Annotated in this window: 25 protein-coding genes; 11 read left to right on the forward strand and 14 right to left on the reverse strand. The window is 65.3% G+C overall.

Annotated elements, in window-relative coordinates; genetic code table 11:
* Nucleotides 1-9 precede the first annotated feature (9 nt).
* The 4 genes from R3P95_RS12780 to R3P95_RS12795 all read right to left on the reverse strand — a co-directional run bounded on the left by R3P95_RS12780 (nt 10) and on the right by R3P95_RS12795 (nt 4,028).
* A complete protein-coding gene (locus R3P95_RS12780) occupies nt 10-1,146 on the reverse strand; it encodes an Mrp/NBP35 family ATP-binding protein (protein WP_068053099.1) in 1,137 nt (378 codons plus the stop codon).
* Nucleotides 1,147-1,207: 61 nt separating this feature from the next.
* Complete coding sequence (locus tag R3P95_RS12785) at nt 1,208-2,080, reverse strand: lytic transglycosylase domain-containing protein (protein ID WP_188078850.1); 873 nt, start codon at nt 2,078-2,080, stop codon at nt 1,208-1,210.
* Between the two features lie 113 nt (nt 2,081-2,193).
* Nucleotides 2,194-2,733, reverse strand: coding sequence for a DUF1003 domain-containing protein (locus tag R3P95_RS12790; RefSeq protein WP_300518879.1), 540 nt, complete (start codon nt 2,731-2,733; stop codon nt 2,194-2,196).
* Nucleotides 2,734-2,753: 20 nt separating this feature from the next.
* Entirely contained in the window at nt 2,754-4,028 is a 1,275-nt protein-coding gene (locus R3P95_RS12795; protein WP_068053108.1) for a magnesium transporter MgtE N-terminal domain-containing protein, read from the reverse strand.
* Nucleotides 4,029-4,087: 59 nt separating this feature from the next.
* Here R3P95_RS12795 and R3P95_RS12800 point away from each other — a divergent pair, with 59 nt between their 5' ends.
* The 6 genes from R3P95_RS12800 (at nt 4,088) to R3P95_RS12825 (ending at nt 10,076) form a co-directional block, all read left to right on the forward strand.
* On the forward strand, nt 4,088-5,044 hold the full coding sequence (locus R3P95_RS12800) for an HpcH/HpaI aldolase/citrate lyase family protein (protein ID WP_317548500.1): 957 nt from the start codon (nt 4,088-4,090) through the stop codon (nt 5,042-5,044).
* Between the two features lie 70 nt (nt 5,045-5,114).
* Nucleotides 5,115-5,603 carry a general stress protein gene (locus R3P95_RS12805; RefSeq protein ID WP_057475533.1) on the forward strand — a complete coding sequence of 163 codons (489 nt, stop codon included), beginning with the start codon at nt 5,115-5,117 and terminating at the stop codon, nt 5,601-5,603.
* Between the two features lie 195 nt (nt 5,604-5,798).
* Nucleotides 5,799-7,121, forward strand: coding sequence for an ABC transporter substrate-binding protein (locus R3P95_RS12810; protein WP_094688034.1), 1,323 nt, complete (start codon nt 5,799-5,801; stop codon nt 7,119-7,121).
* A complete protein-coding gene (locus R3P95_RS12815) occupies nt 7,118-8,068 on the forward strand; it encodes a carbohydrate ABC transporter permease (protein WP_094670643.1) in 951 nt (316 codons plus the stop codon). Before R3P95_RS12810 ends, R3P95_RS12815 begins: the two co-directional genes overlap by 4 nt.
* Complete coding sequence (locus R3P95_RS12820) at nt 8,068-8,901, forward strand: carbohydrate ABC transporter permease (RefSeq protein ID WP_032375916.1); 834 nt, start codon at nt 8,068-8,070, stop codon at nt 8,899-8,901. The genes R3P95_RS12815 and R3P95_RS12820 overlap by 1 nt, the downstream gene beginning before the upstream one ends.
* A gap of 5 nt (nt 8,902-8,906) precedes the next feature.
* On the forward strand, nt 8,907-10,076 hold the full coding sequence (locus R3P95_RS12825) for an ABC transporter ATP-binding protein (protein WP_094641297.1): 1,170 nt from the start codon (nt 8,907-8,909) through the stop codon (nt 10,074-10,076).
* Between the two features lie 65 nt (nt 10,077-10,141).
* Here R3P95_RS12825 and R3P95_RS12830 read toward each other — a convergent pair whose 3' ends face one another.
* The 4 genes from R3P95_RS12830 to R3P95_RS12845 all read right to left on the reverse strand — a co-directional run bounded on the left by R3P95_RS12830 (nt 10,142) and on the right by R3P95_RS12845 (nt 13,734).
* The gene (locus R3P95_RS12830) at nt 10,142-10,426 is read right to left on the reverse strand and encodes a hypothetical protein (protein WP_149407936.1); all 285 of its coding nucleotides are present in this window, start codon (nt 10,424-10,426) and stop codon (nt 10,142-10,144) included.
* A 159-nt stretch (nt 10,427-10,585) separates the two neighbouring features.
* A complete protein-coding gene (locus R3P95_RS12835; protein WP_317548501.1) occupies nt 10,586-12,040 on the reverse strand; it encodes an MFS transporter in 1,455 nt (484 codons plus the stop codon).
* A gap of 124 nt (nt 12,041-12,164) precedes the next feature.
* Nucleotides 12,165-13,028, reverse strand: coding sequence for a chromosome partitioning protein ParB (locus tag R3P95_RS12840; RefSeq protein ID WP_094641301.1), 864 nt, complete (start codon nt 13,026-13,028; stop codon nt 12,165-12,167).
* Complete coding sequence (locus tag R3P95_RS12845) at nt 13,018-13,734, reverse strand: metallophosphoesterase family protein (protein WP_149407938.1); 717 nt, start codon at nt 13,732-13,734, stop codon at nt 13,018-13,020. Before R3P95_RS12845 ends, R3P95_RS12840 begins: the two co-directional genes overlap by 11 nt.
* Before the next feature lie 70 nt (nt 13,735-13,804).
* On the opposite strand from R3P95_RS12845, the gene R3P95_RS12850 reads away from it, so the two are divergent.
* A complete protein-coding gene (locus R3P95_RS12850) occupies nt 13,805-14,398 on the forward strand; it encodes a suppressor of fused domain protein (RefSeq protein WP_094641303.1) in 594 nt (197 codons plus the stop codon).
* A gap of 7 nt (nt 14,399-14,405) precedes the next feature.
* Here the strand turns inward: R3P95_RS12850 and R3P95_RS12855 are convergent, their stop codons facing one another.
* The gene (locus R3P95_RS12855; RefSeq protein ID WP_300518865.1) at nt 14,406-15,362 is read right to left on the reverse strand and encodes a lipase; all 957 of its coding nucleotides are present in this window, start codon (nt 15,360-15,362) and stop codon (nt 14,406-14,408) included.
* A 139-nt stretch (nt 15,363-15,501) separates the two neighbouring features.
* Nucleotides 15,502-16,590, reverse strand: coding sequence for a magnesium and cobalt transport protein CorA (locus tag R3P95_RS12860; RefSeq protein WP_300518868.1), 1,089 nt, complete (start codon nt 16,588-16,590; stop codon nt 15,502-15,504).
* Nucleotides 16,591-16,647: 57 nt separating this feature from the next.
* Here R3P95_RS12860 and R3P95_RS12865 point away from each other — a divergent pair, with 57 nt between their 5' ends.
* From R3P95_RS12865 to R3P95_RS12880, 4 genes are all read left to right on the forward strand, one after another.
* A complete protein-coding gene (locus tag R3P95_RS12865) occupies nt 16,648-17,484 on the forward strand; it encodes a PHP domain-containing protein (protein ID WP_317534033.1) in 837 nt (278 codons plus the stop codon).
* Nucleotides 17,481-18,095, forward strand: a complete 615-nt coding sequence (locus R3P95_RS12870) for a MarC family protein (protein WP_149407942.1) — start codon at nt 17,481-17,483, stop codon at nt 18,093-18,095. Before R3P95_RS12865 ends, R3P95_RS12870 begins: the two co-directional genes overlap by 4 nt.
* The gene (locus R3P95_RS12875) at nt 18,092-18,379 is read left to right on the forward strand and encodes a hypothetical protein (RefSeq protein WP_149407943.1); all 288 of its coding nucleotides are present in this window, start codon (nt 18,092-18,094) and stop codon (nt 18,377-18,379) included. The genes R3P95_RS12870 and R3P95_RS12875 overlap by 4 nt, the downstream gene beginning before the upstream one ends.
* Nucleotides 18,380-18,611: 232 nt before the next feature.
* A complete protein-coding gene (locus R3P95_RS12880; RefSeq protein ID WP_269596195.1) occupies nt 18,612-19,817 on the forward strand; it encodes an NAD(P)-dependent malic enzyme in 1,206 nt (401 codons plus the stop codon).
* Nucleotides 19,818-19,896: 79 nt separating this feature from the next.
* Here the strand turns inward: R3P95_RS12880 and R3P95_RS12885 are convergent, their stop codons facing one another.
* Genes R3P95_RS12885 through R3P95_RS12900 form a run of 4 tightly spaced genes read right to left on the reverse strand, consistent with a single transcriptional unit; the run spans nt 19,897 to nt 23,373 of the window.
* Nucleotides 19,897-20,589 (reverse strand): ABC transporter permease, encoded by a 693-nt coding sequence (locus R3P95_RS12885; protein ID WP_149407944.1) that lies wholly within the window; start codon nt 20,587-20,589, stop codon nt 19,897-19,899.
* Complete coding sequence (locus tag R3P95_RS12890) at nt 20,586-21,251, reverse strand: ABC transporter permease (RefSeq protein ID WP_068053154.1); 666 nt, start codon at nt 21,249-21,251, stop codon at nt 20,586-20,588. The genes R3P95_RS12885 and R3P95_RS12890 overlap by 4 nt, the downstream gene beginning before the upstream one ends.
* The gene (locus R3P95_RS12895; protein ID WP_300525096.1) at nt 21,248-22,399 is read right to left on the reverse strand and encodes an ABC transporter ATP-binding protein; all 1,152 of its coding nucleotides are present in this window, start codon (nt 22,397-22,399) and stop codon (nt 21,248-21,250) included. Before R3P95_RS12895 ends, R3P95_RS12890 begins: the two co-directional genes overlap by 4 nt.
* Nucleotides 22,399-23,373, reverse strand: coding sequence for an ABC transporter substrate-binding protein (locus tag R3P95_RS12900; protein WP_300525093.1), 975 nt, complete (start codon nt 23,371-23,373; stop codon nt 22,399-22,401). Before R3P95_RS12900 ends, R3P95_RS12895 begins: the two co-directional genes overlap by 1 nt.
* Nucleotides 23,374-23,453: the final 80 nt, after the last annotated feature.

Here is a 23,453-nt window from a genome sequence, read left to right on the forward strand (position 1 = left end):
GTTGGTCCGCTAGAGCTTGCGGGCCGAGTCGATTCCGAGTGACATGCCGACCAGTCCGCGTTCGCGGACTGCCAATTTCGCTGCCACTGCCTCCAGTGCCTGGGCAGCCGGCGATTCCGGGTTGCTCAGCACGATCGGAGTTCCGGCGTCTCCGCCCTCCCGGACGGCGGTGTCGAGGGGGATCTGACCCAGCAGAGGCACGCTGGCACCGACGGCTTTGGTCAGTCTGTCGGATACGTCCTGTCCGCCACCGGATCCGAAGATGTCCATCCGGGTACCGTCGGGCAGTTCGAGCCACGACATGTTCTCCACGACGCCTGCCACGCGCTGACGCGTCTGCAATGCAATTGCGCCCGCTCGTTCGGCCACCTCGGCCGCGGCCTGCTGCGGGGTCGTGACGACGAGGATCTCGGCACTCGGAATGAGTTGGGCGACAGAAATCGCCACGTCACCGGTGCCGGGCGGGAGATCGAGCAGCAGTACGTCCAGATCGCCCCAGAAGACATCGGCGAGGAACTGCTGCAGTGCGCGGTGCAGCATCGGGCCGCGCCAGACGACGGGGGTGTTGCCCTGGGTGAACTGCGCGATCGAGATGAACTTCACTCCGTGCGCCTGTGGCGGCATGATCATCTTCTCGACCTGCGTCGGCCGCGCGTCGTTTCCGAGCATCCGGGGCACGGAGTGACCGTAGATGTCGGCGTCGAGCACGCCGACCGACAGCCCACGGGCGGTCAGTGATGCGGCGAGATTGACCGTCACGCTGGACTTGCCCACGCCGCCCTTGCCCGACGCCACCGCGTACACGCGGGTCAGGGATCCGGGTTGCGCGAAGGGAATGATCGGCTCCGCGGAATCGCCGCGCAGAGACTTGCGTAGTTCGGTGCGCTGCTCGTCGTTCATGACGTCGAGTTCGACCGTCACGGTGCCCACGCCGGCGACGTCGGCGACGGCGTTCTTCACGCGATCGCTGATTTCGGTCTTCATCGGGCAGCCGGAGGTGGTCAGATAGATGCCGACGCCGACCGCGCCGTCGTCGGAGATGTCGATGCTCTTGACCATCCCGAGGTCGGTGATGGGTTTGCGGATCTCGGGGTCGATCACCTTCGTGAGCGCGGTCCGAACGTCGGATTCGGTCAGTACAGCCATTGCCTCATGCTAGGCGGTGGGTTGTGCGCCGATGGACAGCAGGGCAGGCGCGGACGCAATGTCAGTGAATGCGGGGCAGCTGGTCCGAGGACGGGACGATGCCGGTGGCGTAACCCGCCGACCACGCGAGCACGTTCGCTACGTAGGCCATCGAATTGTTGTAGCGCAGGATCGCTTTGGTGGTCGATCCCAGATCGCGCATGTCGGTGCCGTTGTCGCACAGGTACATACCGGTGGCCAGGGCTGCGTCGAACAGGTTCTGTGGGTCGGAGACACCGTCGCCGTTGCCGTCGGCGTGATAGAGGTTCCACGTCGAGGGCAGGAACTGCATGGGTCCCACTGCGCGGTCGTATTCGGCATCGCCGTCGAGCGCCCCGCCGTCGGTGTCACGAATCACCTGGTTGCCGGCGAGGGTTCCGTTCAGCCGGGGGCCGAGGATGGGTTCGTGCAGCTCGCCCGAGTCGTCGACCTTGCCGTTGTTGGCGTGGGTGGATTCGACGCGGCCGATGCCGGCGATGACGGTCCAGCTGATACCGCAACCGGGTTGCTGCTGGGCCAGGATCCGCTCGGCGTTCTTGTACGCCGAGACGTTGACGACCGGGATGGCGATGGGGCTGACGGCGAGGTTGGTGGGTAGCTCGGGTGTGGGCGGGATCTCGGGAACCGGCGCGGGTGCGGGGACCGCGGCGGGCACCGGCTGCTCGGCCTGAGCCACCGGCTGCGCCTGCTGGTCCTGGGCAATCGGCTGCGGAGTCTCCACCACGGAGTTCGATTCCTGGGCGGCCGGGGTGGTCTTGGCCGAGACGAACGGAATGTATTCCGTGGCTCCGGCGCTGGTGGCGGCGGTGACGAGTCCTGCGGGGACGAGACCTGCCAGAGCAATCACCGAATTCCGTCGGACCTTGGAAGTCGATGCTTTTCTGTGACGACCCACGCGTGCTGTACCTCCTGATTTCCCCGGATGACAACCGGGGCCCGACCGATGACCGGGATCGAGGGTACCTGATTCGAGACTGTTCCGTTATCGGGCCGTTACAGAGCGGGCCGCTACGTATCGAGGTCCGGGACCTCCGGGGTGCTCGCGTCGTCCTGCACCCTGGCGGCGGCCTTCTTCCGTGCTTTCTTCGGAGTCGCTGTGGGCTGGCCCGTCGCCTGCTCGAGGAGCGCCTTGATCTCGTCGAGTTCGCGGCGCAGGTAGTCGCGGGTGGCGACCTCGCCGACCGCGATCCGCAGCGATGCCAACTCGCGAGCGAGGAACTCGGTGTCGGCCTTCGTCTGTTGTGCGCGAGAACGGTCCTCCTCGAGCGAGACGCGGTCTCGGTCGTCCTGCCGATTCTGGGCCAGCAGAATCAGCGGAGCCGCGTACGCGGCCTGGGTCGAGAACGCGAGGTTGAGAAGAATGAAGGGATACGGGTCCCACCTGAGATTGACCGCCACGACGTTGAGGAAGATCCAGACGATCACGATGCCCGTCTGGATCGCCAGGTAGCGGCCGGTACCGAGGAACCTCGCGGCCTTCTCGCCCGACCTGCCGAGGTCGAAATCGACGTTGACGTTGAACATCCGCGATCCGCGCGGAGTGTCCATTCTCTGGCGTGCTGTTTCTTTCACTGTCCGGCCACTTCCTGATCTCGCCAGTCCTCGGGCAGCAGGTGATCGAGGACGTCGTCCACGGTCACGGCCCCGACCAGGTGGTCCTCGTCGTCGACCACCGGGCCGCAGACGAGGTTGTACGTCGCGAAGTATCGCGTGACGGCGGTGAGGCTGTCCTCGGGCGACAAGCGCGGCAGCGCGCTGTCCACCACGCCGCCGACCAGACTCGCCGGGGGTTCTCGAAGTAACTGCTGCAGATGTACGCAGCCCAGGTACGGCCCGGTGGGAGTGGCGGTGGGCGGCCGCACCACGAACACCAGTGAGGCGAGCGCGGGCGTCAGGTCGGGGTTGCGTACCCGGGCGAGCGCTTCGGCCACCGTCGTCGACGCGGTGAGTACGACGGGTTCGGGGGTCATCAGACCTCCGGCGGTGTCGGGGGAGTGCTCGAGCAGCCGTCGGACGGGTGCGGAGTCCTCCGGATCCATCAGTCGCAGAAGCGATTCCGCTTCGGTCTCGGGCAGCTCTCCGAGGAGGTCGGCGGCGTCGTCGGGGTCCATGGCCTCGAGCACGTCGGCACCGCGGTCGACGCCGAGGTAGTGCATCAGCTCCACCTGATCGTCGTCGGGCAGTTCCTGGACGACGTCGGCGAGCCGCTCGTCGTCGAGGGCCCGCGCCACCTCCATGCGCCGCTTGACGGGGAGCTCACGCATCGCGTTGGCGACGTCGGCCGCTCGCAGGTCCTCGAACTGCATGAGCAGCTGTGCCACACCCTGATCGGGCATCGACAGTTCGTTCTGCGTGAGTCCCTGCACGTGCAGCCAGTCCACGACATGGATGGCACCGCGGCGCGCCAGGCGCTGACGTTGCTTGCGTACCGCTACTCGCGCGACGACCCAGTCCCGCGTTCGGGTGAGCTCGATACCCAGATCGACGACGATGGAATCGGCGTCGTGCAGCTCGTCGAGCTCGGGGTCGTCGACGCGCACCTTGGAGTCGAGGATCTGGGCGAACACCAGGATCTCGTTCGCGCGCTGGGTGAATCGCCGCAGACTGACGTTGCCGGTCGTGAGTTGAACCGAGTTGGGCTCGATACTGGTGACTCTGAGCATCGGTACGAAAATTCTTCGGCGCGTTGCCAATTCGACCACGAGGCCGAGGACTCTGGGTTGCGCTCTGCCGACCCGCATCGAGATGACCACGTCGCGAACTCGGCCGATGGATTCGCCGTCGGGGCCCAGGACACCCAGGCCGGCGAGCCTGGCCGCGAATACCTTGCTCAGTGCTGCCATGATGGCAAGGTTAGAGGTTGGGCGATACAGACGATGAATCAGACAGGGGTTGTGCTGCGGTGAATGCGTCGGGCCTACGGAGATCGGTACTGGCCGTTCCGGGCAGTTCGGACAAGATGATCGCCAAGGCCAAGGGACTGCCTGCCGACGCGATCTTCCTCGATCTCGAAGACGCCGTCGCGCCCATCGCGAAAGTCGAGGCCCGCGCACGCATCGTCGATGCTCTGAACTCCGATGGCTGGGGCGATCAGATCAAGGTGGTACGCGTCAACGACTGGACGACGCAGTGGACGTACGGGGACGTCATCGACGTCGTGTCCGGTGCCGGACGCAATCTCGACTCCATCCTGCTGCCGAAGGTGGAGTGCGCCGCGCACGTGCAGGCGTTGGATCTGCTGCTCACCCAGCTCGAGAAAGAGCACGGACTCGACGTCGGAGCCATCGGAATCGAGCCGCAGATCGAGAGCGCCCGCAGTCTGCGCAACATCGACGAGATCGCGACCGCGAGCCCGCGGGTGCAAACCCTGGTGTTCGGTCCCGCAGACCTGATGGCCAGCGTCAACATGCGCACCCTGGTCGTCGGCGAGCAGCCGGTCGGTTACGACACGGGCGACGCCTACCACCACATTCTGATGACCATCCTGCTCGCCGCCCGAACACACGGTCTGCAGGCGATCGACGGTCCGTATCTGCAGATTCGCGATCTCGACGCCTTTCGCCGGGCGGCGGGCCGGACTGCAGGCCTCGGTTTCGACGGCAAGTGGGTGCTGCACCCGACGCAGATCGAGGCCGCCAACGAGATCTTCGCGCCGCGTCAGGCCGACTACGACAAGGCCGAGATGATTCTCGACGCGTACGAGTTCCACACCTCCGCGGCGGGCGGCGGTCGCGGCGCAGTCATGTTGGGCGACGAGATGATCGACGAGGCGAGCCGCAAGATGGCGCTCGTCGTCTCGGCGAAGGGACGTGCGGCAGGAATGACGCGTACGACCGCCTTCGTGCCGCCCACGTCCTGACCGACCGTCAACCTGCTGTGAACCGCTACAACGGGTGTGTCGGTTGTCCGTTTCGGGGCACAATGGAGCCATGACCAATCCCCTCTCGCAGCCCGGTCGCCCAGGGCAGGGCCTGCCGACTCCGCCCTCCGGCTGGCCTATCGGTTCCTACCCCACCTACGCCGAGGCGCAGCGCGCCGTCGACTACCTCTCCGACGAAGAGTTCTCGGTGCAGGACGTGACGATCGTCGGTGTCGACCTGATGCAGGTCGAACGCGTGCTCGGCCGCCTCACCTGGCCCAAAGTCATTGGTGGAGGCATTGTTTCGGGTGCCTGGCTGGGAGTCTTCCTCGGCCTGGTCCTCGGCATCTTCAGTGAGAACATCTTCGGAGCGCTGCTCATCGGCGTCGGCGGTGGCATCATCTTCGGCCTGATCTCGGCGTCCATTCCGTACGCGGCCACCAAGGGACAGCGAGATTTCGCGTCGAGCATGCAGTTGGTCGCGGGCCGATACGACGTCATCTGCGAGCCGCGAACCGCGGAGAAAGCACGCGACCTGCTCGCCAAGCTGTCGATCTGATCACACCTGGTGGACGACCAGGCAACCGACAGGTAACGGAATAGCCCCAAATCGCCCTCTATGCCAGTGAGTTCGGTTACGTTTCTTTCGTGCACGGCAGTCCCACACAATGTGCTGCGCGAGTAACTGAACGTACGGAGGCGGAAAGTGCCGAGACATCGTGGTCGTAGGCGTGGAAAAGCAACGAGGATAGGGGTGTTGGCGGCAGCGGCTCTGGTCACGAGTCCGTTGCTCGCAGCGTGTGGTTCGTCCGACAGTTCGGTTCCGGTTCTGAGTTTCTACACTGCCGCAGACGGCGCAGAGCAGTACGCCGCTGCGGCACAGGTGTGTTCCGACGCCTCCAACGGCCGCTACCGAGTGGAACAACGGACTCTGCCCAAGAGCGCCAACGATCAGCGGCTCCAGCTCGCGCGGCGCCTCGCCGGCAACGACAGGACGCTGGATCTGATGACACTCGACGTCGTCTGGACGGCCGAGTTCGCCGAGGCCGGATGGGCATTGCCCGTCCCTGAGGACCTGTCCGAGAAGCTGCGCGACGGTGCCACGCTCGAGGGCCCACTCGCCACGGCAGAGTGGCAGGATCAGCTGTACGCGGTGCCGCTCAACTCCAACACCCAGTTGCTCTGGTACCGCCCGGACGAGGTGCCCGACGGAGTGCCGCCGCAGACGTGGGATCAGCTGATCGACGTGGCCGAGGCCAATGCGGCGGCGGGCAAGCCCGCACAGATCGGCGTTCAGGCAAAGCAGTACGAGGGCTTCATGGTCTGGTTCAACTCGCTGCTCGAGAGCGCTGGTGGTTCGGTCGTCGCCGAGGACGGAACGACGGTGACGCTGAACGACACTCCCGAGCATCGCGCCGCCACCGAGAAAGCCCTCGAGATCATCAAGCGAGTGGCCACGGCCGACGGCCGCGATCCCTCGGTCTCGCAGAGCGACGAGGCAACTGCCCGCCTCGGCATGGAATCGGGACGGATGGCATTCCAGGTCAACTACCCGTTCGTACTGCCCGGGTTGAAGGAGAACGCCGTTGCCGGTGCCGTCTCGTTCCTCGACCTGTCGACGGTGCCCGAGGATCAGCAGGACGCACGCATCGCCGAGGTCTTCCGTAGCGCGCCGTATCCGGAGGTGAACCCGGGCGAGCCCGCGAAGGTCACCATCGGTGGCTTCAACATCGGCGTCGCGAAGACCACTCAGCACGAGGATCTCGCGTGGGAGGCCGTCGAGTGCCTCACCAACGAGGAGAACCAGCGCAACAACGCCGTCAACGGTGGTGTGCCGCCGGTGCTGAAGTCGCTGTACTCCGATCCCGAGTTCCAGGCCGTCTATCCCGCGTGGGAAGGGGTTCTCGGTTCCATCGAATCTGCGGCTGTGCGACCCGTTTCGCCTGCCTACCAGAGCATTTCGATTCTGCTGACCGATGCGCTCAATCCGCCGCAGAACATCGATCCGGTGGCCGACGTGGACAAGCTCGCAGATCTGGTCTCCAAGGCCGTCAATTCCGAAGGGTTGATTCCATGAGCGCCACCACCGAGTCACAGCCCGCATCGCAGCCTGTCGACAAGCAGGCGGCTCTGAAGAACGTCTCCGACGGCAAGAAGGCCGAACGTCGCCTGGGGCTGATGCTCATTGCACCCGCCGCCCTGCTGATGATCGCGGTCACCGGGTATCCGATCATCTACGCGTTCTGGCTCAGTCTGCAGAAGTACAACCTCGCATTCCCCGAGGATCGTGAATTCGTCGGTATCTCCAACTACGTGACCGTGCTGTCCGACGGCTACTGGTGGACGGCGTTCAGTGTGACGGCAGGCATCACGATCATCTCGGTGATCATCGAGTTCATCCTCGGCCTGGCCGTGGCTCTGGTCATGCACCGCACCATCTTCGGTCGCGGACTCGTACGCACCGTGGTGCTCATCCCGTACGGCATCGTGACCGTCGCCGCCGCGTACAGCTGGTACTACGCGTGGACCCCCGGCACGGGCTATCTCGCCAATCTGCTGCCCGACGGTAGTGCTCCGCTCACCGAGCAGTTCCCGTCACTGGCGATCGTCGTACTGGCCGAGGTCTGGAAGACGACGCCGTTCATGGCGCTGCTTCTTCTGGCAGGCCTGGCGCTGGTGCCCGACGATCTGCTCAAGGCGGCGGAGGTCGACGGAGCAGGTGCGTGGACCAGGCTGATGCGCATCACGATTCCGTTGATGAAGCCGGCGATTCTCGTCGCGGTGCTCTTCCGCACCCTCGACGCGTTCCGCATCTTCGACAACATCTACGTCCTCACCCGCGGTAGCAACGAAACCGGATCGGTCTCGATTCTCGGTTACAACAACCTGTTCGGTGCGTTCAACCTCGGGCTCGGATCGGCGATCAGCATTCTGATCTTCTTCTGCGTCGCGATCATCGCGTTCGTGTTCATCAAGTTGTTCGGTGCATCGGCACCGGGATCCGACGACGGAGGCCGCAAGTAATGACCACTGTTACGCCTCGCAAGAAGGTCGGTTGGACGGTCGTCAACGTCCTCGTCCTGCTCTACGCACTCGTTCCACTGCTGTGGATCATCAGCCTCTCGTTCAAGTCGACGGCCACCATCGCCGACGGCAACTTCATTCCTCGTTCGATCACTTTCGACAACTACAAGGGCATCTTCTCGACCAATCAGTTCACCTCGGCGTTGGTCAACTCGATCGGTATCGGACTGATCACCACCGTGATCGCCGTGGTGATCGGCACGATGGCCGCGTATGCCGTTGCGCGTCTGGACTTTCCGGGAAAGAAGGCTCTGGTCGGTGCAGCGCTGCTCATTGCGATGTTCCCCCAGATCTCCCTGGTGACACCGCTGTTCGACATCTCCCGCTCGCTGGGACTGTTCGACACCTGGCCGGGGCTGATCATTCCGTACATCACCTTCGCGTTGCCGTTGGCGATCTACACCCTGTCGGCGTTCTTCCGCGAGATTCCGTGGGAGCTCGAAAAGGCAGCGAAGATGGACGGCGCGACGCCGGCACAGGCGTTCCGCAAGGTCATCGCCCCGCTGGCCGCACCCGGCATCGTCACCGCCGCCATTCTGGTGTTCATCTTCGCCTGGAACGACCTCCTGCTCGCCATCTCGTTGACGGCGACAGAACGTTCGGTCACCGTCCCGGCGGCCATCTCGCAGTTCACCGGTAGCTCTCAGTTCGAGGAGCCAACGGGATCGATCGCAGCGGCAGCAGTCGTCATCACGATCCCGATCATCATTTTCGTGCTCTTCTTCCAACGACGTATCGTGGCGGGCTTGACGTCCGGCGCAGTGAAGGGATAACCGTCATGGCCGAAATCGTTCTCGACAAAGTCACCAAGCTCTACCCCGACGGCGCGGCTGCCGTCAGCGACGTCGACATCACCATCGCCGACGGCGAATTCATCATCCTCGTCGGCCCGTCCGGTTGCGGAAAATCCACGACGCTCAACATGATCGCCGGTCTGGAGGACATCTCGTCCGGCGAGCTGCGCATCGCGGGGGAGCGCGTCAACGAGAAGGCACCGAAGGATCGCGACATCGCGATGGTGTTCCAGTCGTACGCGCTGTATCCGCACATGACGGTGCGGCAGAACATTGCCTTCCCTCTCACGCTCGCGAAGCTCTCGAAGTCGGAGATCAACAGCAAGGTCGAAGAGGCAGCCAAGATCCTCGACCTCAGTCAGCACCTCGACCGCAAGCCGGCGAACCTCTCCGGCGGTCAGCGTCAGCGAGTTGCCATGGGCCGCGCCATCGTTCGTACCCCCAGTGCGTTCCTGATGGACGAGCCGCTGTCCAACCTCGACGCGAAGCTGCGCGTGCAGACTCGCGCCGAGATCTCACGTCTGCAGAAGCGGCTCGGCACCACCACCGTGTACGTCACGCACGACCAGACCGAGGCCATGACCCTCGGCGATCGCGTCGTGGTGCTGCGCGGCGGATTGGTGCAGCAGATCGGTTCTCCACAGGAGCTCTACGACAAGCCGCGAAACCTGTTCGTGGGCGGCTTCATCGGATCGCCCTCGATGAACTTCGTTCCCGGACAGCTCACCGCGAACGGTGTCTCGACCGCGCTCGGTGAGATCGACATCCCGCTCGAGCGGATGGACGCGATCAAGGCCAAGAACCCGGGTCGCGAGGTGGTCGTCGGCATCCGCCCCGAGCACTTCGAGGACGCAGCCCTGATCGACGGCTACCAGAAGATGAGCGGTGCCACCTTCACCGCCACCGTCGACGTGCTCGAGTCGATGGGTAGCGACAAGTACGTCTACTTCACGCTCAAGGGTGCCCGGGTCGAATCCAGCGAGCTGCAGGAGCTCGCAGCCGACGCTGGTATCGCCGATCTCGGTGGCGCACAGGTGGTTGCCCGCCTCGCCGCCGAGTCCAAGGCCGCCGAGGGTGGTCAGGTGGAACTGTGGTTCGACCCGGCGAAGATCTCGGTGTTCGACCAGGCCTCGGGTGCGAACCTGACGCTGTAGAGCGCTGCGCGCATGTGCGCGGAAACTCGTAGTGGGCTACGAAGTTCCGCGCACATGCCGCAGGCTCAGAACGCAGAGCCGGTGCTCGGCAGCTGGTAGCCCTGGAAGAAGTTGTACGGCACCACGTTCGGTGCCGGGTTCTGCAGCTGCGGTGCCGGTGCCTGGGGGAACAGCTCGGGGAGCTCGAACTGGTTCGGCCCGTCGTTTCGGTTGTCGTCGTATCGGGTGTGATTGTCGCCCCGATCCGTCCACAGTGGATCGGCCGACGCGGTGCCTGCCATCGCCACCAGAGGAATGGCCACCAGAGCCCCGGTCACTGCTGCACGGGTGAGGATCTTTCGGGTGTTCATGTGTTCCCTTTCGTCGGTGTTCGTACTTCTCCGACGTTAGGTCGACACGGTGGGCCCGCGACAGGGAAAACTGCTACCTCCCAGCATATTACGAGCTTTCTGCCAAGGAGCGTCGCGCGTGATTTCGTTCGTCTTCCCTGGTCGCGGCACGGGCAGTGGTCAGGTCGTCGGCGCAGACCTGGCAGTACTGCCAGCCGGAACGGCCGGTTCGCTGCGGCCGCCGACCACCGATTCGCCGGTGGTCGGAGTGCTCTTGATGGCCAGGGCCGCCAGTCCGACGACGAGACAGGCCACCGCACCGGCGGCGAAGGCCGCGGTGTAGACGATTTCACGGGCGACCCCGGTCCCGTCGATGGCGAACATGGCCAGTGCGGTGGACAGTGTTGCGCTTGCGATCGACGTGCCGACGGTTCTGACGATCGAGTTGACGCTGTTGGCCACTCCGGTGTCCGCCGCATCGACCTCGGCCATGAGCAGGTTGGGCAGGGCAGCGAACGCGAGACTGACGAACACGTTGATGACCACACCGGCAGTGATCAGTTGCCAGGTGTGATCGTGAGCCAGCGCGACGAACACGAAGCCGACCAGGCCGATCACCGCACCTGCGATCAGAACTCGGCGCGGCCCGAAGGACCGGATGAGACGACCGCTGAGGACGGCGGCAACCACACCGACCGCCGCACCGGGTAGCAGGTACACGACGCTGGCCTCGAGAACGTTGGCGGTGAAGCCGTAGCCCGCCACAGCTCGTGGTGTCTGTACGAAGTACGAGCAGGCGAGGAAGTTGACGAACATCCCGATACCGACGAACACGGTGGCGACGTTGGTGGCGAGCAGCGGACCGTGGGTGAGCATTCGGGGCGCGACCAACGGTTCGGCGGTGCGCTTCTCGAGCAGCCACCAGAGCGTTCCCGTCAGTACACCGGCAAGGGCGCAGCCGATGGTGGCCACCGAACCCCAGCCCCAGGTGCGGCCTTGTGTCAACGCGAGGAACAGGAGCAGGAGGGTCACGGCGAGTCCTGCGGCACCCCACCAGTCGACGGTGCCACCGCTGGTCTTCGGTCGCGCGGGCACGCCGAACCAGGCGATCGCGAGGGCCAGCACGACGAACACGACAGTGAGCCAGAACACGCGGTGGTAGTCGGCTCCGTTGGCGGTGAGCAACCCGGTCAGTACCAGTCCGAAGCCGCCGCCGACGCCCAGTGTCCCGGACAGGACGGCCATCGAGCCGACGAGCTTTCGTGGGGGCATCTCGTCGCGCAGTACGGCCAGCGCAATGGGGAACAGGGCATAGGACACTCCCTGCAGGACGCGACCGACGATCAACCAGAGCAGCGAGTGCGTCAGGGCTGCGAGCAAGGACCCGGCGAGGACGACGGTGAGTACACCGATGAGAACCGGCCGCTTGCCGTGCAGGTCGGCGAGTCGTCCGATGACGGGGGTGGCAATGACCGCTGCGAGGAGGTTGCCCGTCAGTACCCAACCGGCGGCCGTGGTGCTGACGCCGAGTTGGGTGCCGATGGTTCCGACGATGGGGACGACCATCGTCTGCAGAACGGCGAGAGTCATGACAATGAAACAGAGTCCGGGCAGCAGTATGCGGCGGGTGGACATGGAAGAACTACCTCGTTACCTGTCGAAAATGCACTAGAACCGACGCAAATAAATTGTTGAATGCATCTAAGTGATTATCAGATATTGCCGAACGAGGGAAGCGGGCCCCGACGACGGCACCGTGTCACTGCGGGCGAGTGGGCTTGCCCAGCGCCTTCTGTCGCAGTTCGCTGACGATCTCGTCGTTCCACACGTGCTCGCGCACCAGGCGGTAACGCTCCCGGCTCATCCAGAGGTAAGCCTCGGCGTCGGTGCGGTCCTCGAGGATCTCTGCTGCGCGCACCATGCGCACCACCGGGAGGTATTCCTCTCCGAACCAGCGCCGCGCGACGGTACCGCGGTCGACGAATTCACCGACCTCCTGCATCAACCGGAAGCCCCATGCCTCCACCGATTCGCTCAGCTGGGCGTAATCGAACGGATCGGTCACCTGAACGGCCTCGCGTGCCTTGCCCACCAACGGGACACGACTGAGGAAGATGCGCCGGTGATCCTTGATGAGCAGATCGCCACGTCGGGTGATGCCTTCGGGGGAGATGCGCGTGATGATCTCGGTGACCACGGCGTCGATCGACGTCCGGTGCATCGCGAAGGCGATGGAGACTCGATGGTGCCCGTCGACGACGAAGTGCATGCCACCGATGCGGTACACCTGGATGGGCGGCATCGCCTCGCCGCGGCGCTGAGCAGCCGCGAGTCGCTGCCAGCGTTCGCGGATGCGCGCCGACGTCGGCCGAAAGAATCGATCGAAATCGCGCGTGCGATCGACACTGCCGACGATGGTCTCGACGCGGATGACCTGCAGGCCGAGGTGACGCTCGCCCACCTTGCCGAGGGCGGCGACCACCTCGTCGAACGGCAGGATGGTGTTGACGTCGTCGGGTTGACGACGCAGCCACCCGACCAGACGTGCGACGTCGGCGCGGCGGCGTTGGCGGGTGAAGTCGTTCTCCGCATCGGCGGCCGGAAATCCGGTGTCACGTGCCATGTCTGCGCCTCACGATCTTGGGTGTCTCGAAATCCGGTCTCTCGCCGCCCGGTTCGATCTCGAGGAGGGTGTATCCGACGGTGTTGATCACCGCCGCGCCGTGCAGGGTCAGATCGTCCGGGGTGTGACCGTGCGGATGAATGTGGCCGTGCAACAACAACTGTGGGGAGAGTCGACGCGTCACCTCGTCCAGACAGTCGAAACCGATGTGCGCCGGGTCGGTGTCGTCGCCGACGCCGAGCGGAGGACTGTGGGTGAGCAGAATGTCGACGGGCCGGAGGTCCTTGCGCACGTTGCGATGCCACGCGAACGTCCGGGTCAGGGTTCGTGATCGACGTCGCTGCTGCCGTTGGGTCCACTGATTGGGCCCACCGTTGTAGCGGATGGACCCGCCGAGACCGGCGATCCGCAGGCCTGCCGCCGACACGATGCGACGATCGACGTTGACGGCACCGACCGGTCCCGGCCAGGTGGCGGGCAGCCCGGCACGCATCCACCCGGCGCGCCCGGCCGAGTATCCGGTGAGGTCCGCGTCGTGATTGCCCGGCACGAACACACACGGTGCGTTCAGCGCGTCGGTGAGGTACTCGAGGTAATCGAACGGGAGGTCGCCCGCGCCGAGAATCAGGTCGACTCCGAGCGACTTCACCTGCGGACTCCACAGGGATTCGATCGTTTCGTCGGCAACTGCGAGAACGGAGACCACGGGTACGACGGTACCCACCTCCGGTGCGGTGGTACCTCCGAACGGACTTCTCGGGCATCGGTGGTGTTGGATGGGTCAGGTGAGCGACAGTGTCATCGAAGCGGTACGCGCACATCTGGTGACCGAGATCGGCGACGAGAATCCGTCGTCGGCGTCGGTGACGTTCCTCGGCCTCGAGTCACTGGACGTGCTGAGATTCGGCGCGGATTCCGACGTGGTCCGGTACGTCAGTCTCGGCTGTTCTCGTCACCCCATGGCCGACCCCAACGAACTCGTCGCCGATCCCTCGCGCGGCCCCCGAGCCGAACTGGTGCTGACTCTGCGCGGTGGGGCAGGCGTGGCGTCGGGCGTGCACAAGTCCCTGGCCGTGCTCGCTGCCTCTCCCGCGGTGGAGGGCGTCGTGCTCGTCGAGGACGCGCTGCTCGACCTGGGCGAGCCGCTGTGGACCAACGCGCCGTTCACCGCGGTGCTGCTGGGCGAGAGCGATATCGCCGATCTGACGCTGCCCGAGCCCTACGACCCGGTTCGCTTTCTGGCCGCCGTACCGTTGACCGGCACCGAGGCCGCGTGGGTGCGGCTCCGCGGTGCCGCGGCTCTGCGGGAGGCCTGGACCGAGGCAGGGATCGACGTGCGCGATCCGAATCGATCTGCGGCCAGTCTCTGACGAGAAGTCATCGCGCGTAGGACGCCAATTCCGGTTCGGCAGTGACGGAATCGAAGATGAGGTGCAGAGGCACCTCGACCAGGTACTTCAGTCCGGTGATCGCGGCATCCGCGTCGTAACGCAGGTTCGGCATCGTGGTGGTGAAACACAGGTCGTCCGAAATGCGTTCGCGCACAGCAGGTCCGTCGTGTTCGAGCGCGTCGAGGACGAGATTGAAGGCGACGTTGTCGCCGATGATGTTGAAGTGTTCGACGGGCCGGAGCGGGCAGATGTCCTGGACGGCGATGTTCGCGGCCCCGGCGAGGGTGCTGGCGTGTGGTTGCGGATAGATCAATTGGTCGAATGTCGTGTAGATCGAGGTGTAACTGGGCCCCGCGGGCAACGGACGCGCCGCCAGCGCGGTGAGGAACTTCGATCCGGTGGCGATCTGCCAGTTCGCCGGCGGGCACTCCTGCGAGTCGTCGCATCCCGAGCGCGCCGAGTCGGTGCCGTTGTACGGGGTGGCGAGCGAGATGAAATCCGATACCAGCGCAGGCAGATCCGGCCAGAATTTCAATGCCCACAGCTCGTCGAGTGGACCGTGCTGGTGACCCATCAGGACGACCTGGCGACCGCTGTCGGCTGCCATGGTGCGGACCGCGTACACCACGTACTGGGCGGCGACCTGCAGGTCTCCGTAGCCCTCGTCGGGAAGCGAGAGGCTGCACACCGGTATCCCAGCGGCGGGCAGTGACTGCAGATAGTTCCAACCGAACGATTGCTGATCGGTGGCGAAGGCCGGGGTGAGCAGGACCGGATCGCGGGTGGCGTCGTGCAGATCGGTGGTGCACGTGAGGGCCTGGTCGAGGGCGGCCGGAGCGACGGTGAGCACGGGACCGAGATCGGGGTTCGACCCGGCATGAGCTGTACCCGGCGCGCAGACGGTCATGATCGCGACGGCCAATACCAGTGAACGGATTCTCATCGATCCCTTCCGGACGAGGATGCAGGGCTTCTGCAGTCTCATCCGGTCAGGACCGACGGGATCGTGACCCGGAAGGGGTCGGGGTAATCACCAACGACCGGCGGACTCTGTTGGACGTTGTCCAATCGCCGAAGTGTCGCTAGAGCCAGTCGTTCTTGTGGAACGTCCGCCACAGTCCGATACACACGCACAACACGACCGCGACCATCAGGTGATAGCCGTACGTCCAGTGCAACTCGGGCATGTTGTCGAAATTCATCCCGTAGATGCCCGCGACCATCGTCGGCACAGCGGCGATCGCCACCCACGACGAGATCTTGCGCATGTCCAGGTTCTGCTGCATCGTCACTCGCGCCAGCGCGGCGTCGACCAGTGAGCTGAGCACCTCGTCGTACTCGGAGATACGTTCGGCGACGGTCGTCTGATGGTCCTGCACGTCGCGCAGGTAGCGTCGCACCGCCTTGGGGACGCTCGGCTCCTGCACTAGACGCGCCAACGGCGTGGACAGCGGTGTCACCGACCGGCGCAGCTCGACGACCTCCCGCTTGAGGAGGTAGATGTTCTCGATGGGCACGTGGTGGTGCGGCGAGAAGACTTCCTCTTCCATGCCGTCGACGTCTCGCTCGATCGAGTCGGTCACCGCGAGGTACTCGTCGACGACGTGGTCGGCCACCGCGTGCAGTACCGCCGACGGACCGAGCGCGAGCTGTTCCGGGTTCGCTTCGAGGCGCTGACGCACGCCGGCCAACCCCGAATGCTCCCCGTGCCGAACGGTGATGACGAAGTCGCGGCCGACCATCACCATGATCTCGCCGCTCTCGACGATCTCGTTTGCGGTCGTCACCGACTCGTGTTCGACGTACTTCACCGTGCGCAGCACCAGAAATGCGACGTCGTCGTAGCGCTCGAGCTTGGGCCGCTGATGGGCGTGCACGGTGTCCTCGACCATCAGCTCGTGCAGGCCGTAACACTGGGCGATCGCGCTCATCTGGTGTTCGTCGGGTGCATGCAGACCGACCCACACGAATCCCTCGCCGCGGGCACGGACCTCCGCGATGGCCGAGGTGTGCGTGAATCTCCCGGGCAGTCGAGTCCCGTCGACGTAGACCGCGCAGTCGACGATCGCCCGGGCCGTGGGCACCGGAATGCGCGGTATCGGCTCGGGACCGGCCTTGGCCGAACGTCGATGCAGCGACGGCAGCGACGGGCGTGGTGGAAGGGACGGCATGGCGGGCAATCGTACGCCAGCAAAACGACGAGAGAGTGGGCCTGGAACACTGTGCAGGTGCTCATCGATCTCCACACCCACTCGACGGCGTCCGACGGGACCGACAGCCCGGCCGAGCTGGTCCGCGCCGCAGCCGAGGCGGGACTGTCGGTGGTGGCTCTGACCGATCACGACACCACCTCGGGGTGGGACGAAGCGGCCGCCGCACTGCCGTCCGGCCTCACGCTCGTGCGCGGCATGGAACTCTCCTGCACCGGGCGAGGCGAGGACGGCGAGCCGGTTCCTGTGCATCTGCTCGCGTATCTGTTCGACCCCGCGAACGAGGCGTTCGCGGGAGAGCGCGCACGGTTGCGCGGCGAGCGGGTCACTCGATTGCGTGCCATCGCCGAGAAGATGGCGGCGGACGGTCTGCCCATCGATCCCGACGCGGTGCTGGCCTCGGCCGGAGCGGCAGCCGGACGACCGCACCTGGGCCGCGCGCTGATCGATGCCGGTTACGTTCCGAACATGGACGCCGCGTTCGCCGGTCCGTTGGCGACGAGCGGCAAGTACTACGTCGAGAAGGTCGACACTCCCCTCGAGGTCGCGGTGGACATGATCGCCGCGGCAGGCGGTGTCAGTGTGCTCGCGCACGCCAGAGCTCGTGCCCGCGGTCGCATCCTCGACCTCGATCACATTCGCGAACTCGCAGCGCGCGGTCTCGGGGGAGTGGAAGTGCATCACATGGACCACTCGCCGCAGGACACCGCGGTGATGGCCGATCTCGCTGCCGAACTGGACCTGATCGTCACCGGATCCTCGGACTACCACGGCACCAACAAGACGGTGAAATTGGGCGAATACACTACGGCCCCAGAGCAATACGACCGTCTCGTAGCGGCGGCACGCCCATGACATTCGACGTGACGCTCTACCTGACGGTGCTCATCACCCTGTTCGTCATCATGGACCCACCGGGCGCGATCCCGGTGTTCCTGTCGCTGGTGGGCCGCAAGAGCAAAGAAGAACGCAACAAGGCCGCGTGGCAGGCACCCGCCGTCTCACTGACCGTCATCTCGGTGTTCGCGATCGGCGGCCAGGCGATCCTGAGCTACCTGCACATCGGCATTCCGGCACTGCAGGGCGCAGGTGGGTTGTTGCTGCTGCTCATCGCGTTGTCACTGCTCACCGGAAAGGGCGCGGGCGGAGACACCGCCGCGGAGGACGTCAACGTCGCGCTCGTGCCGCTCGGGACTCCGCTCATGGCCGGCCCCGGTGCCATTGCCGCGGTGATCGTCTACGTCAGCCAGGCCGACGGTGACGTCGGTTCGTTCCTGGCAATTGCGTTGGGCATCATCACCATTCACGTGCTGTTCTTCCTGGTGCTGCGATTCTCGACGGCGCTGATCCGGCTCCTCGGAGAAGGCGGCATCTCGCTGTTGGCCCGCATCGCCGGCCTGTTGCTCGCCGCCATCGCGGTGCAGCTGATCGCGGATTCTGTTCGCGGATTCGTGGCCGGCGGATGACCGGGGGATCGTTCGGGCTCCGATTCCTGCGCGGGCTCAGCGGCGTCGTCACCGCAGGACTGGTGGTGCTCGCCATCGGCGTCGCCGTCACGCAGTATCTGGGGCACTCCCGCGGATTCCCCGGTCCTGGTGGTCTCTCGGTCGCCGCACACATCGTCGCCGCGATCGTTGCCGTGTTCGCGCAGCGCGTCACCGATCACCGTCGCGGATTCTCGGCCGTTCTCGGGGCGATCGTGGTCTTCGTCGCCACCGGCCTCGTCCTGTGGACACAGTGGTGGCAGTGAGCGTCCGTTCTGACTCTGTGGTCAGGTGGGGTGGCGATGTGGCACACTGGGGCACCGACAGGGCTACAGCCCATCGCTGATCGTGCAGGCGCACCCGCCTCACATGCGAGACACGCTCTCGGCAGTTTGCAGCCAGCACTGGCGCACTCCGACGGCCCTCATCTCCACCACTCACTTCGTTGACATTTCGTCGCCTCGCCGGTCGAGGTCGACAGTGCGAGGAGCTTTCACCGTGACGGCAGTCGAAGACACCGCAGCAACACCCACAACGCCGGCCCTTCCCGCCGGAATCACCGACGAGGAGATCTTCGCCGGGCACCTCGGCGGGAAGCTGTCGGTCGAGTTGGCAGCGCCGCTCGAGACCCAGCGCGATCTCTCGATCGCCTACACTCCCGGAGTGGCCCAGGTCAGCCGCGCCATCGCCGCCGAACCCGCGCTGGCCAAGCGATACACCTGGACCGATCGCCTCGTCGCCGTCATCTCCGACGGTTCCGCAGTGCTCGGCCTGGGCGATATCGGTCCCCGCGCGTCGTTGCCGGTGATGGAAGGCAAGGCCGCACTGTTCAAGAAGTTCGCGGGTCTCGACTCCATCCCGATCGTGCTCGACACCAACGACGTCGACGAGATCGTCGAGACCATCGTGCGGATGCGGCACAGCTTCGGTGCCGTCAACCTCGAAGACATCTCGGCACCGCGCTGCTTCGAGATCGAACGCCGCGTCATCGAGGCGCTCGAATGCCCGGTGATGCACGACGACCAACACGGCACCGCCATCGTCGTCCTCGCCGCGCTCAACGGGGCTGCGAAGGTGCAGGGCCGGAGCACCTCCGAACTGAAGGTCGTCATCTCCGGAGCCGGGGCAGCAGGTGTGGCGTGCGCCAACATGCTCCTCCTGGCCGGCATCCGGGACGTGGTGGTGCTGGACTCGCGGGGGATCGTCTCTTCCGATCGCCAGGATCTCACCAGCGTCAAGGCCGACCTCGCTGCGCGCACCAACCCCCGTGCACTGGCCGGCGGAGCGGTCGACGCCCTGGCCGGAGCCGACGTGTTCCTCGGTCTGTCCGCGGGCAAGGTCGACGAGAGCTACATAGCCTCGATGGCCCCGGACTCCATCGTGTTCGCGCTGTCCAACCCGGATCCGGAGATCCATCCGGAGGTGGCGAGGAAGTACGCCGCCATCGTGGCAACCGGACGCAGCGACTTCCCGAACCAGATCAACAATGTTCTCGCCTTCCCCGGTGTGTTCAAGGGCGCGCTCGACGCAGGTGCCCGCCGCATCACCGAAGGCATGAAGCTCGCCGCTGCCGAGGCAATCCTCTCGGTTCTCGGCGACGAGTTGGCTGCGGACAAAATCGTGCCCAGCCCACTCGATCCTCGTGTCGCCCCGGCCGTTGCGGACGCAGTTGCGGCAGCAGCGCGAGCCGAGGGCGTCGCGTAGGAAAACGGAAAGAAAACACCGGCGAACCCGGCCCCCACCCGGGCCTGCGGTTCGCCGGTGTCTTTCGTCGTGGGACGAGTCAGACCTTCGCGAGTCCGGTCGGCATCCGCCGTAGGCGACCGGTTCCCGGGACGGACGTCCACACCGCGAGGGCGAGCAGACCGTCGACGATCAGGGTCAGCAGCGCCACCAGGATCGCGCCGACCAGAACGCGGCCGTAGTCGTAGAGCGCGAGCCCGTCGAAGATGTAGCGGCCGAGCCCGCCGAGGTTGACGTAGGCCGCGATGGTCGCGGTGGCGATGATCTGCAGTGTGGTGTTGCGCAACCCGCCGAGGATCAGGGGCAGAGCGTTGGGGATCTCGACGCGAAACAGCACTTGGGTTTCGGTCATCCCCATCGCGCGGGCGGCGTCGACGACGTTGGCGTCGACGTTCGCGATGCCGGAGTACGTGCCGGCCAACAGCGGAGGAATGCCCAGCAGTACCAGCGCGATGATCGGCGGGATCAGGCCCAACCCGATCACCAGAACCAGAAAGACGAGAATGCCGAGGGTCGGCAGCGACCGCAATGCGTTGACGAGCCCGACGATGACGGCTTCACCGCGGCGCAGGTGACCGATGAGCAGTCCGACCGGAACCGCGACGGCAGCCGAGAGCAACACTGCCAACAGGCTGTACCACATGTGTTCGATCAGCCGTGCGCCGATTCCCGTGGGACCGGCCCAATTTCCGCCGTCGAGAATGTACGAGAACGCCTCGGAGAAGAGATTCATGCGCGTGCCTTCTTCTTCGACGAGCCTGTGCTCAGCCGCGTCCATGGGGTGAGTCGACGCCCCAGCAGGTACAGGGCCGCGTCGAAGATCAACGCTAGGAACACGATCGAGATGATGCCCGCGAAAATTTGATCGGGATAGTCACGCTGGTAGCCCTGGGTGAACAGCTGGCCGAGGCCGCCGATGCCGATCACCGAGCCCACCGAGACCAACGAGATGTTCGTGACCGCGACGACCCTGATGTTGGCGATGAGTACCGGAAGTGCCAGTGGCAGTTCGACGGTCACTGCTCTCCGCAGTGTCGAGTAGCCCATCGCCTCGGCGGAATCGACCACGGCGAACGGCACCGAATCGAGTGCCTCGGGTACTGCGCGCACGAGCAGCGCGGTCGAGTACACCGCCAGCGCGATCACCACGTTCAACGGATCGAGAACGGGAAGACCGACGATCGCGGGGATGGTGACGAACAAGGCCAGCGACGGAAGCGTGAACGCAATACTGGCCACCGTCAGCGTGATTCGGCGAACCCAACGGGTGTTGCGAATGACGGTACCCAACGGGATGGCGATCAACAGTCCGATGAGCAGCGGGACGAGCGAGAGATACAGGTGCGTCTTCGTGTAGCCGAGAACCACATCGAAGTTGTCCAGCAGCCAGGTCACTGTTCGTTGTCCCCGGTAGCGAGGAAGTGGTGCCGGTTGCGTTCGGAGTCCTCCGAGTTGCGTTGTGCGGCAAGGTTTTCGAGTATCTCCGCCCCGTCGACGCTACCCACGGCCGCCCCAGATGCATCGACCGCGACACCGATTCCCGACGGCGAGGAGATCGCCGAGTCGAGTGCCTGACGCAGATCGCCGCCCTCGAGGAACAGGGAGCCGCCCGCCGCCGTGCTCTCGTCGATGCTCCGGCCTTCGCGCACCTTCTCGACTCCGGTCGCGTCGATCCATCCGAGTGGACGGCGCTGCCCATCGACGACGAGGACCCACTGCCCCTGGTCCAGCCTCAGACCGTGGATCTCGTCCTGCGTCGCCGTATGGATGGGGTGCATGGTCACCGACTGTGCCGACCGAAACGACAGGCCGCGGTAGCCACGATCGCGACCGACGAACGACGCCACGAAAGACGTTGCCGGTGAGGCGAGTACGGTCTCCGGCTTGTCGTACTGCTGCAATCGGCCCTGGGGTCCGAACACGGCGATGCGATCACCGAGCCGTACGGCCTCGTCGATGTCGTGGGTGACGAACACGATCGTCTTCTTCAGATCGGCCTGCAGTCGCAGCATCTCGATCTGCAGTTCTTCCCGAACCACCGGGTCGACCGCGCTGAAGGGCTCGTCCATCAGCAGGATCGGCGGGTCTGCGGCAAGCGCCCGGGCGACGCCCACACGCTGTTGCTGCCCGCCGGACAGTTGCGCCGGGTAGCGCGAGGCGAATGCCGGGTCCAGGCCGACGCGCTCGAGAACGTCGAGCGCGGCTGTGCGTGCTGCGCGACGCGATTCGCCGTTGAGTACAGGCACCGTGGCGACGTTGTCGACGACGGTGCGGTGCGGCAGCAACCCGGCACTCTGGATGACGTAGCCGATGCCGCGGCGCAGCTTCACCGCGTCGATGTCGGCGATGTTGCGCCCGTCGACGGTGATGACGCCCGAGGTGGGCGTGATCATGCGATTGATCATCCGCATCGAGGTGGTCTTGCCGCAGCCGGACGGCCCCACGAACACGGTGAACGAGTGTGGCTCGATCACCAGGTCCAGCGAGTCGACGGCCGTGGTGCCGTCCGGATACGTCTTGTTGATGCTCTCGAAGGTGATCATCAGCTGACCGGCTGATCCAGACCCTTGTCCTGGACCCAATCCGCTGCTGCTGCCGCGGGCTCGACCTTCTCGTCACCGGACACTCGCGTGTTCAGCGCAATGAGCTCCTCGGTGGTGATCTGCGCCGACACGTTGTCGAGCACCTGAGTGAGCTTGTCGGACTGCTTGGCCGTACGCAGCACCGGAATGATGTTCTGGGCAGCGAAGTTGTTCTCCGGATCCTCGAGGACGACCAGATCGTTCTGTGCGATCGAGGGCGCGGTGGTGAAGATGTCCGCTGCGACGACCTGTCCGGAGACGAGGGCCTCGACCGTCGCCGGGCCGCCGCCGTCGGAGATCGGGATGTAGTTGCCGGGCGAGATGTCCAGACCGTACTTGTCTCGCAGACCGGGCAGGCCGCCGACGCGTTCCTGGAATTCCGGGGTACCGGCGAAGGTCACCTCGGAGGAGAACGGGGCGAGGTCGCCGATGGTGGTGAGGTTGCGCTCGGTGGCGGTCTGGCGCGTGACGACGACGGCGTCCTTGTCCTCGCCCGGTGCCTGCGCTGTCACGGTGAGGTCGTCGCCCAGAGCCGCGGGCAGTGCGGCCAGGACGTCCTCGGAGGACGTGGCGGTCGCGGATTCGTCCAAGTACTGCAGCAGGTTGCCGGTGTAGTCGGGGATCAGGTCGATCGACCCGTCTCGCACTGCCGGAATGTAGGCCTCACGGCTGCCGATGTTGAGCTTGGTGCTCACCTCGAAACCGTTGGCGCGCAGAGCCTCGGCGTAGATGTTCGCCACGGTCTCGGACTCGGGGAAGTTGGCCGAGCCGATGATGATCGAGTTGGTGTCGCTGTTGCTCTCGCCGCCACCGCTGGACAGTGGATCCGAATTTCCGCCGCAGGCGGTCAGAGCGGTGACCGAGAGGGCGAGTGCGGCTACGGCGGCCACTGCCCTCGGAGCGGAGAACGCGCGCGTGATTCGGGAGGTGGTCATGGTGTCCTTCCATCGGTTCGGGCACAGTCCTACCCATCTCCGATCGCCGCCACCGGGCTGCGGGGGCATCGTCGAAACCA

The sequence above is a fragment of the Rhodococcus cercidiphylli genome (assembly GCF_033042225.1).
Lineage (GTDB): Bacteria > Actinomycetota > Actinomycetes > Mycobacteriales > Mycobacteriaceae > Rhodococcoides.

What these genes read in the sequence shown, in the direction of transcription:
- R3P95_RS12780 (WP_068053099.1), bottom strand. Translation starts at nt 1,146, where the DNA reads ATGGCTGTACTGACCGAATCCGACGTTCGGACCGCGCTCACGAAGGTG.
- R3P95_RS12790 (WP_300518879.1), bottom strand. Translation starts at nt 2,733, where the DNA reads ATGGACACTCCGCGCGGATCGCGGATGTTCAACGTCAACGTCGATTTC.
- R3P95_RS12795 (WP_068053108.1), bottom strand. Translation starts at nt 4,028, where the DNA reads ATGGCAGCACTGAGCAAGGTATTCGCGGCCAGGCTCGCCGGCCTGGGT.
- R3P95_RS12805 (WP_057475533.1), top strand. Translation starts at nt 5,115, where the DNA reads ATGACCAATCCCCTCTCGCAGCCCGGTCGCCCAGGGCAGGGCCTGCCG.
- R3P95_RS12815 (WP_094670643.1), top strand. Translation starts at nt 7,118, where the DNA reads ATGAGCGCCACCACCGAGTCACAGCCCGCATCGCAGCCTGTCGACAAG.
- R3P95_RS12820 (WP_032375916.1), top strand. Translation starts at nt 8,068, where the DNA reads ATGACCACTGTTACGCCTCGCAAGAAGGTCGGTTGGACGGTCGTCAAC.
- R3P95_RS12825 (WP_094641297.1), top strand. Translation starts at nt 8,907, where the DNA reads ATGGCCGAAATCGTTCTCGACAAAGTCACCAAGCTCTACCCCGACGGC.
- R3P95_RS12830 (WP_149407936.1), bottom strand. Translation starts at nt 10,426, where the DNA reads ATGAACACCCGAAAGATCCTCACCCGTGCAGCAGTGACCGGGGCTCTG.
- R3P95_RS12835 (WP_317548501.1), bottom strand. Translation starts at nt 12,040, where the DNA reads ATGTCCACCCGCCGCATACTGCTGCCCGGACTCTGTTTCATTGTCATG.
- R3P95_RS12840 (WP_094641301.1), bottom strand. Translation starts at nt 13,028, where the DNA reads ATGGCACGTGACACCGGATTTCCGGCCGCCGATGCGGAGAACGACTTC.
- R3P95_RS12850 (WP_094641303.1), top strand. Translation starts at nt 13,805, where the DNA reads ATGGGTCAGGTGAGCGACAGTGTCATCGAAGCGGTACGCGCACATCTG.
- R3P95_RS12855 (WP_300518865.1), bottom strand. Translation starts at nt 15,362, where the DNA reads ATGAGAATCCGTTCACTGGTATTGGCCGTCGCGATCATGACCGTCTGC.
- R3P95_RS12860 (WP_300518868.1), bottom strand. Translation starts at nt 16,590, where the DNA reads ATGCCGTCCCTTCCACCACGCCCGTCGCTGCCGTCGCTGCATCGACGT.
- R3P95_RS12870 (WP_149407942.1), top strand. Translation starts at nt 17,481, where the DNA reads ATGACATTCGACGTGACGCTCTACCTGACGGTGCTCATCACCCTGTTC.
- R3P95_RS12875 (WP_149407943.1), top strand. Translation starts at nt 18,092, where the DNA reads ATGACCGGGGGATCGTTCGGGCTCCGATTCCTGCGCGGGCTCAGCGGC.
- R3P95_RS12885 (WP_149407944.1), bottom strand. Translation starts at nt 20,589, where the DNA reads ATGAATCTCTTCTCCGAGGCGTTCTCGTACATTCTCGACGGCGGAAAT.
- R3P95_RS12895 (WP_300525096.1), bottom strand. Translation starts at nt 22,399, where the DNA reads ATGATCACCTTCGAGAGCATCAACAAGACGTATCCGGACGGCACCACG.
- R3P95_RS12900 (WP_300525093.1), bottom strand. Translation starts at nt 23,373, where the DNA reads ATGACCACCTCCCGAATCACGCGCGCGTTCTCCGCTCCGAGGGCAGTG.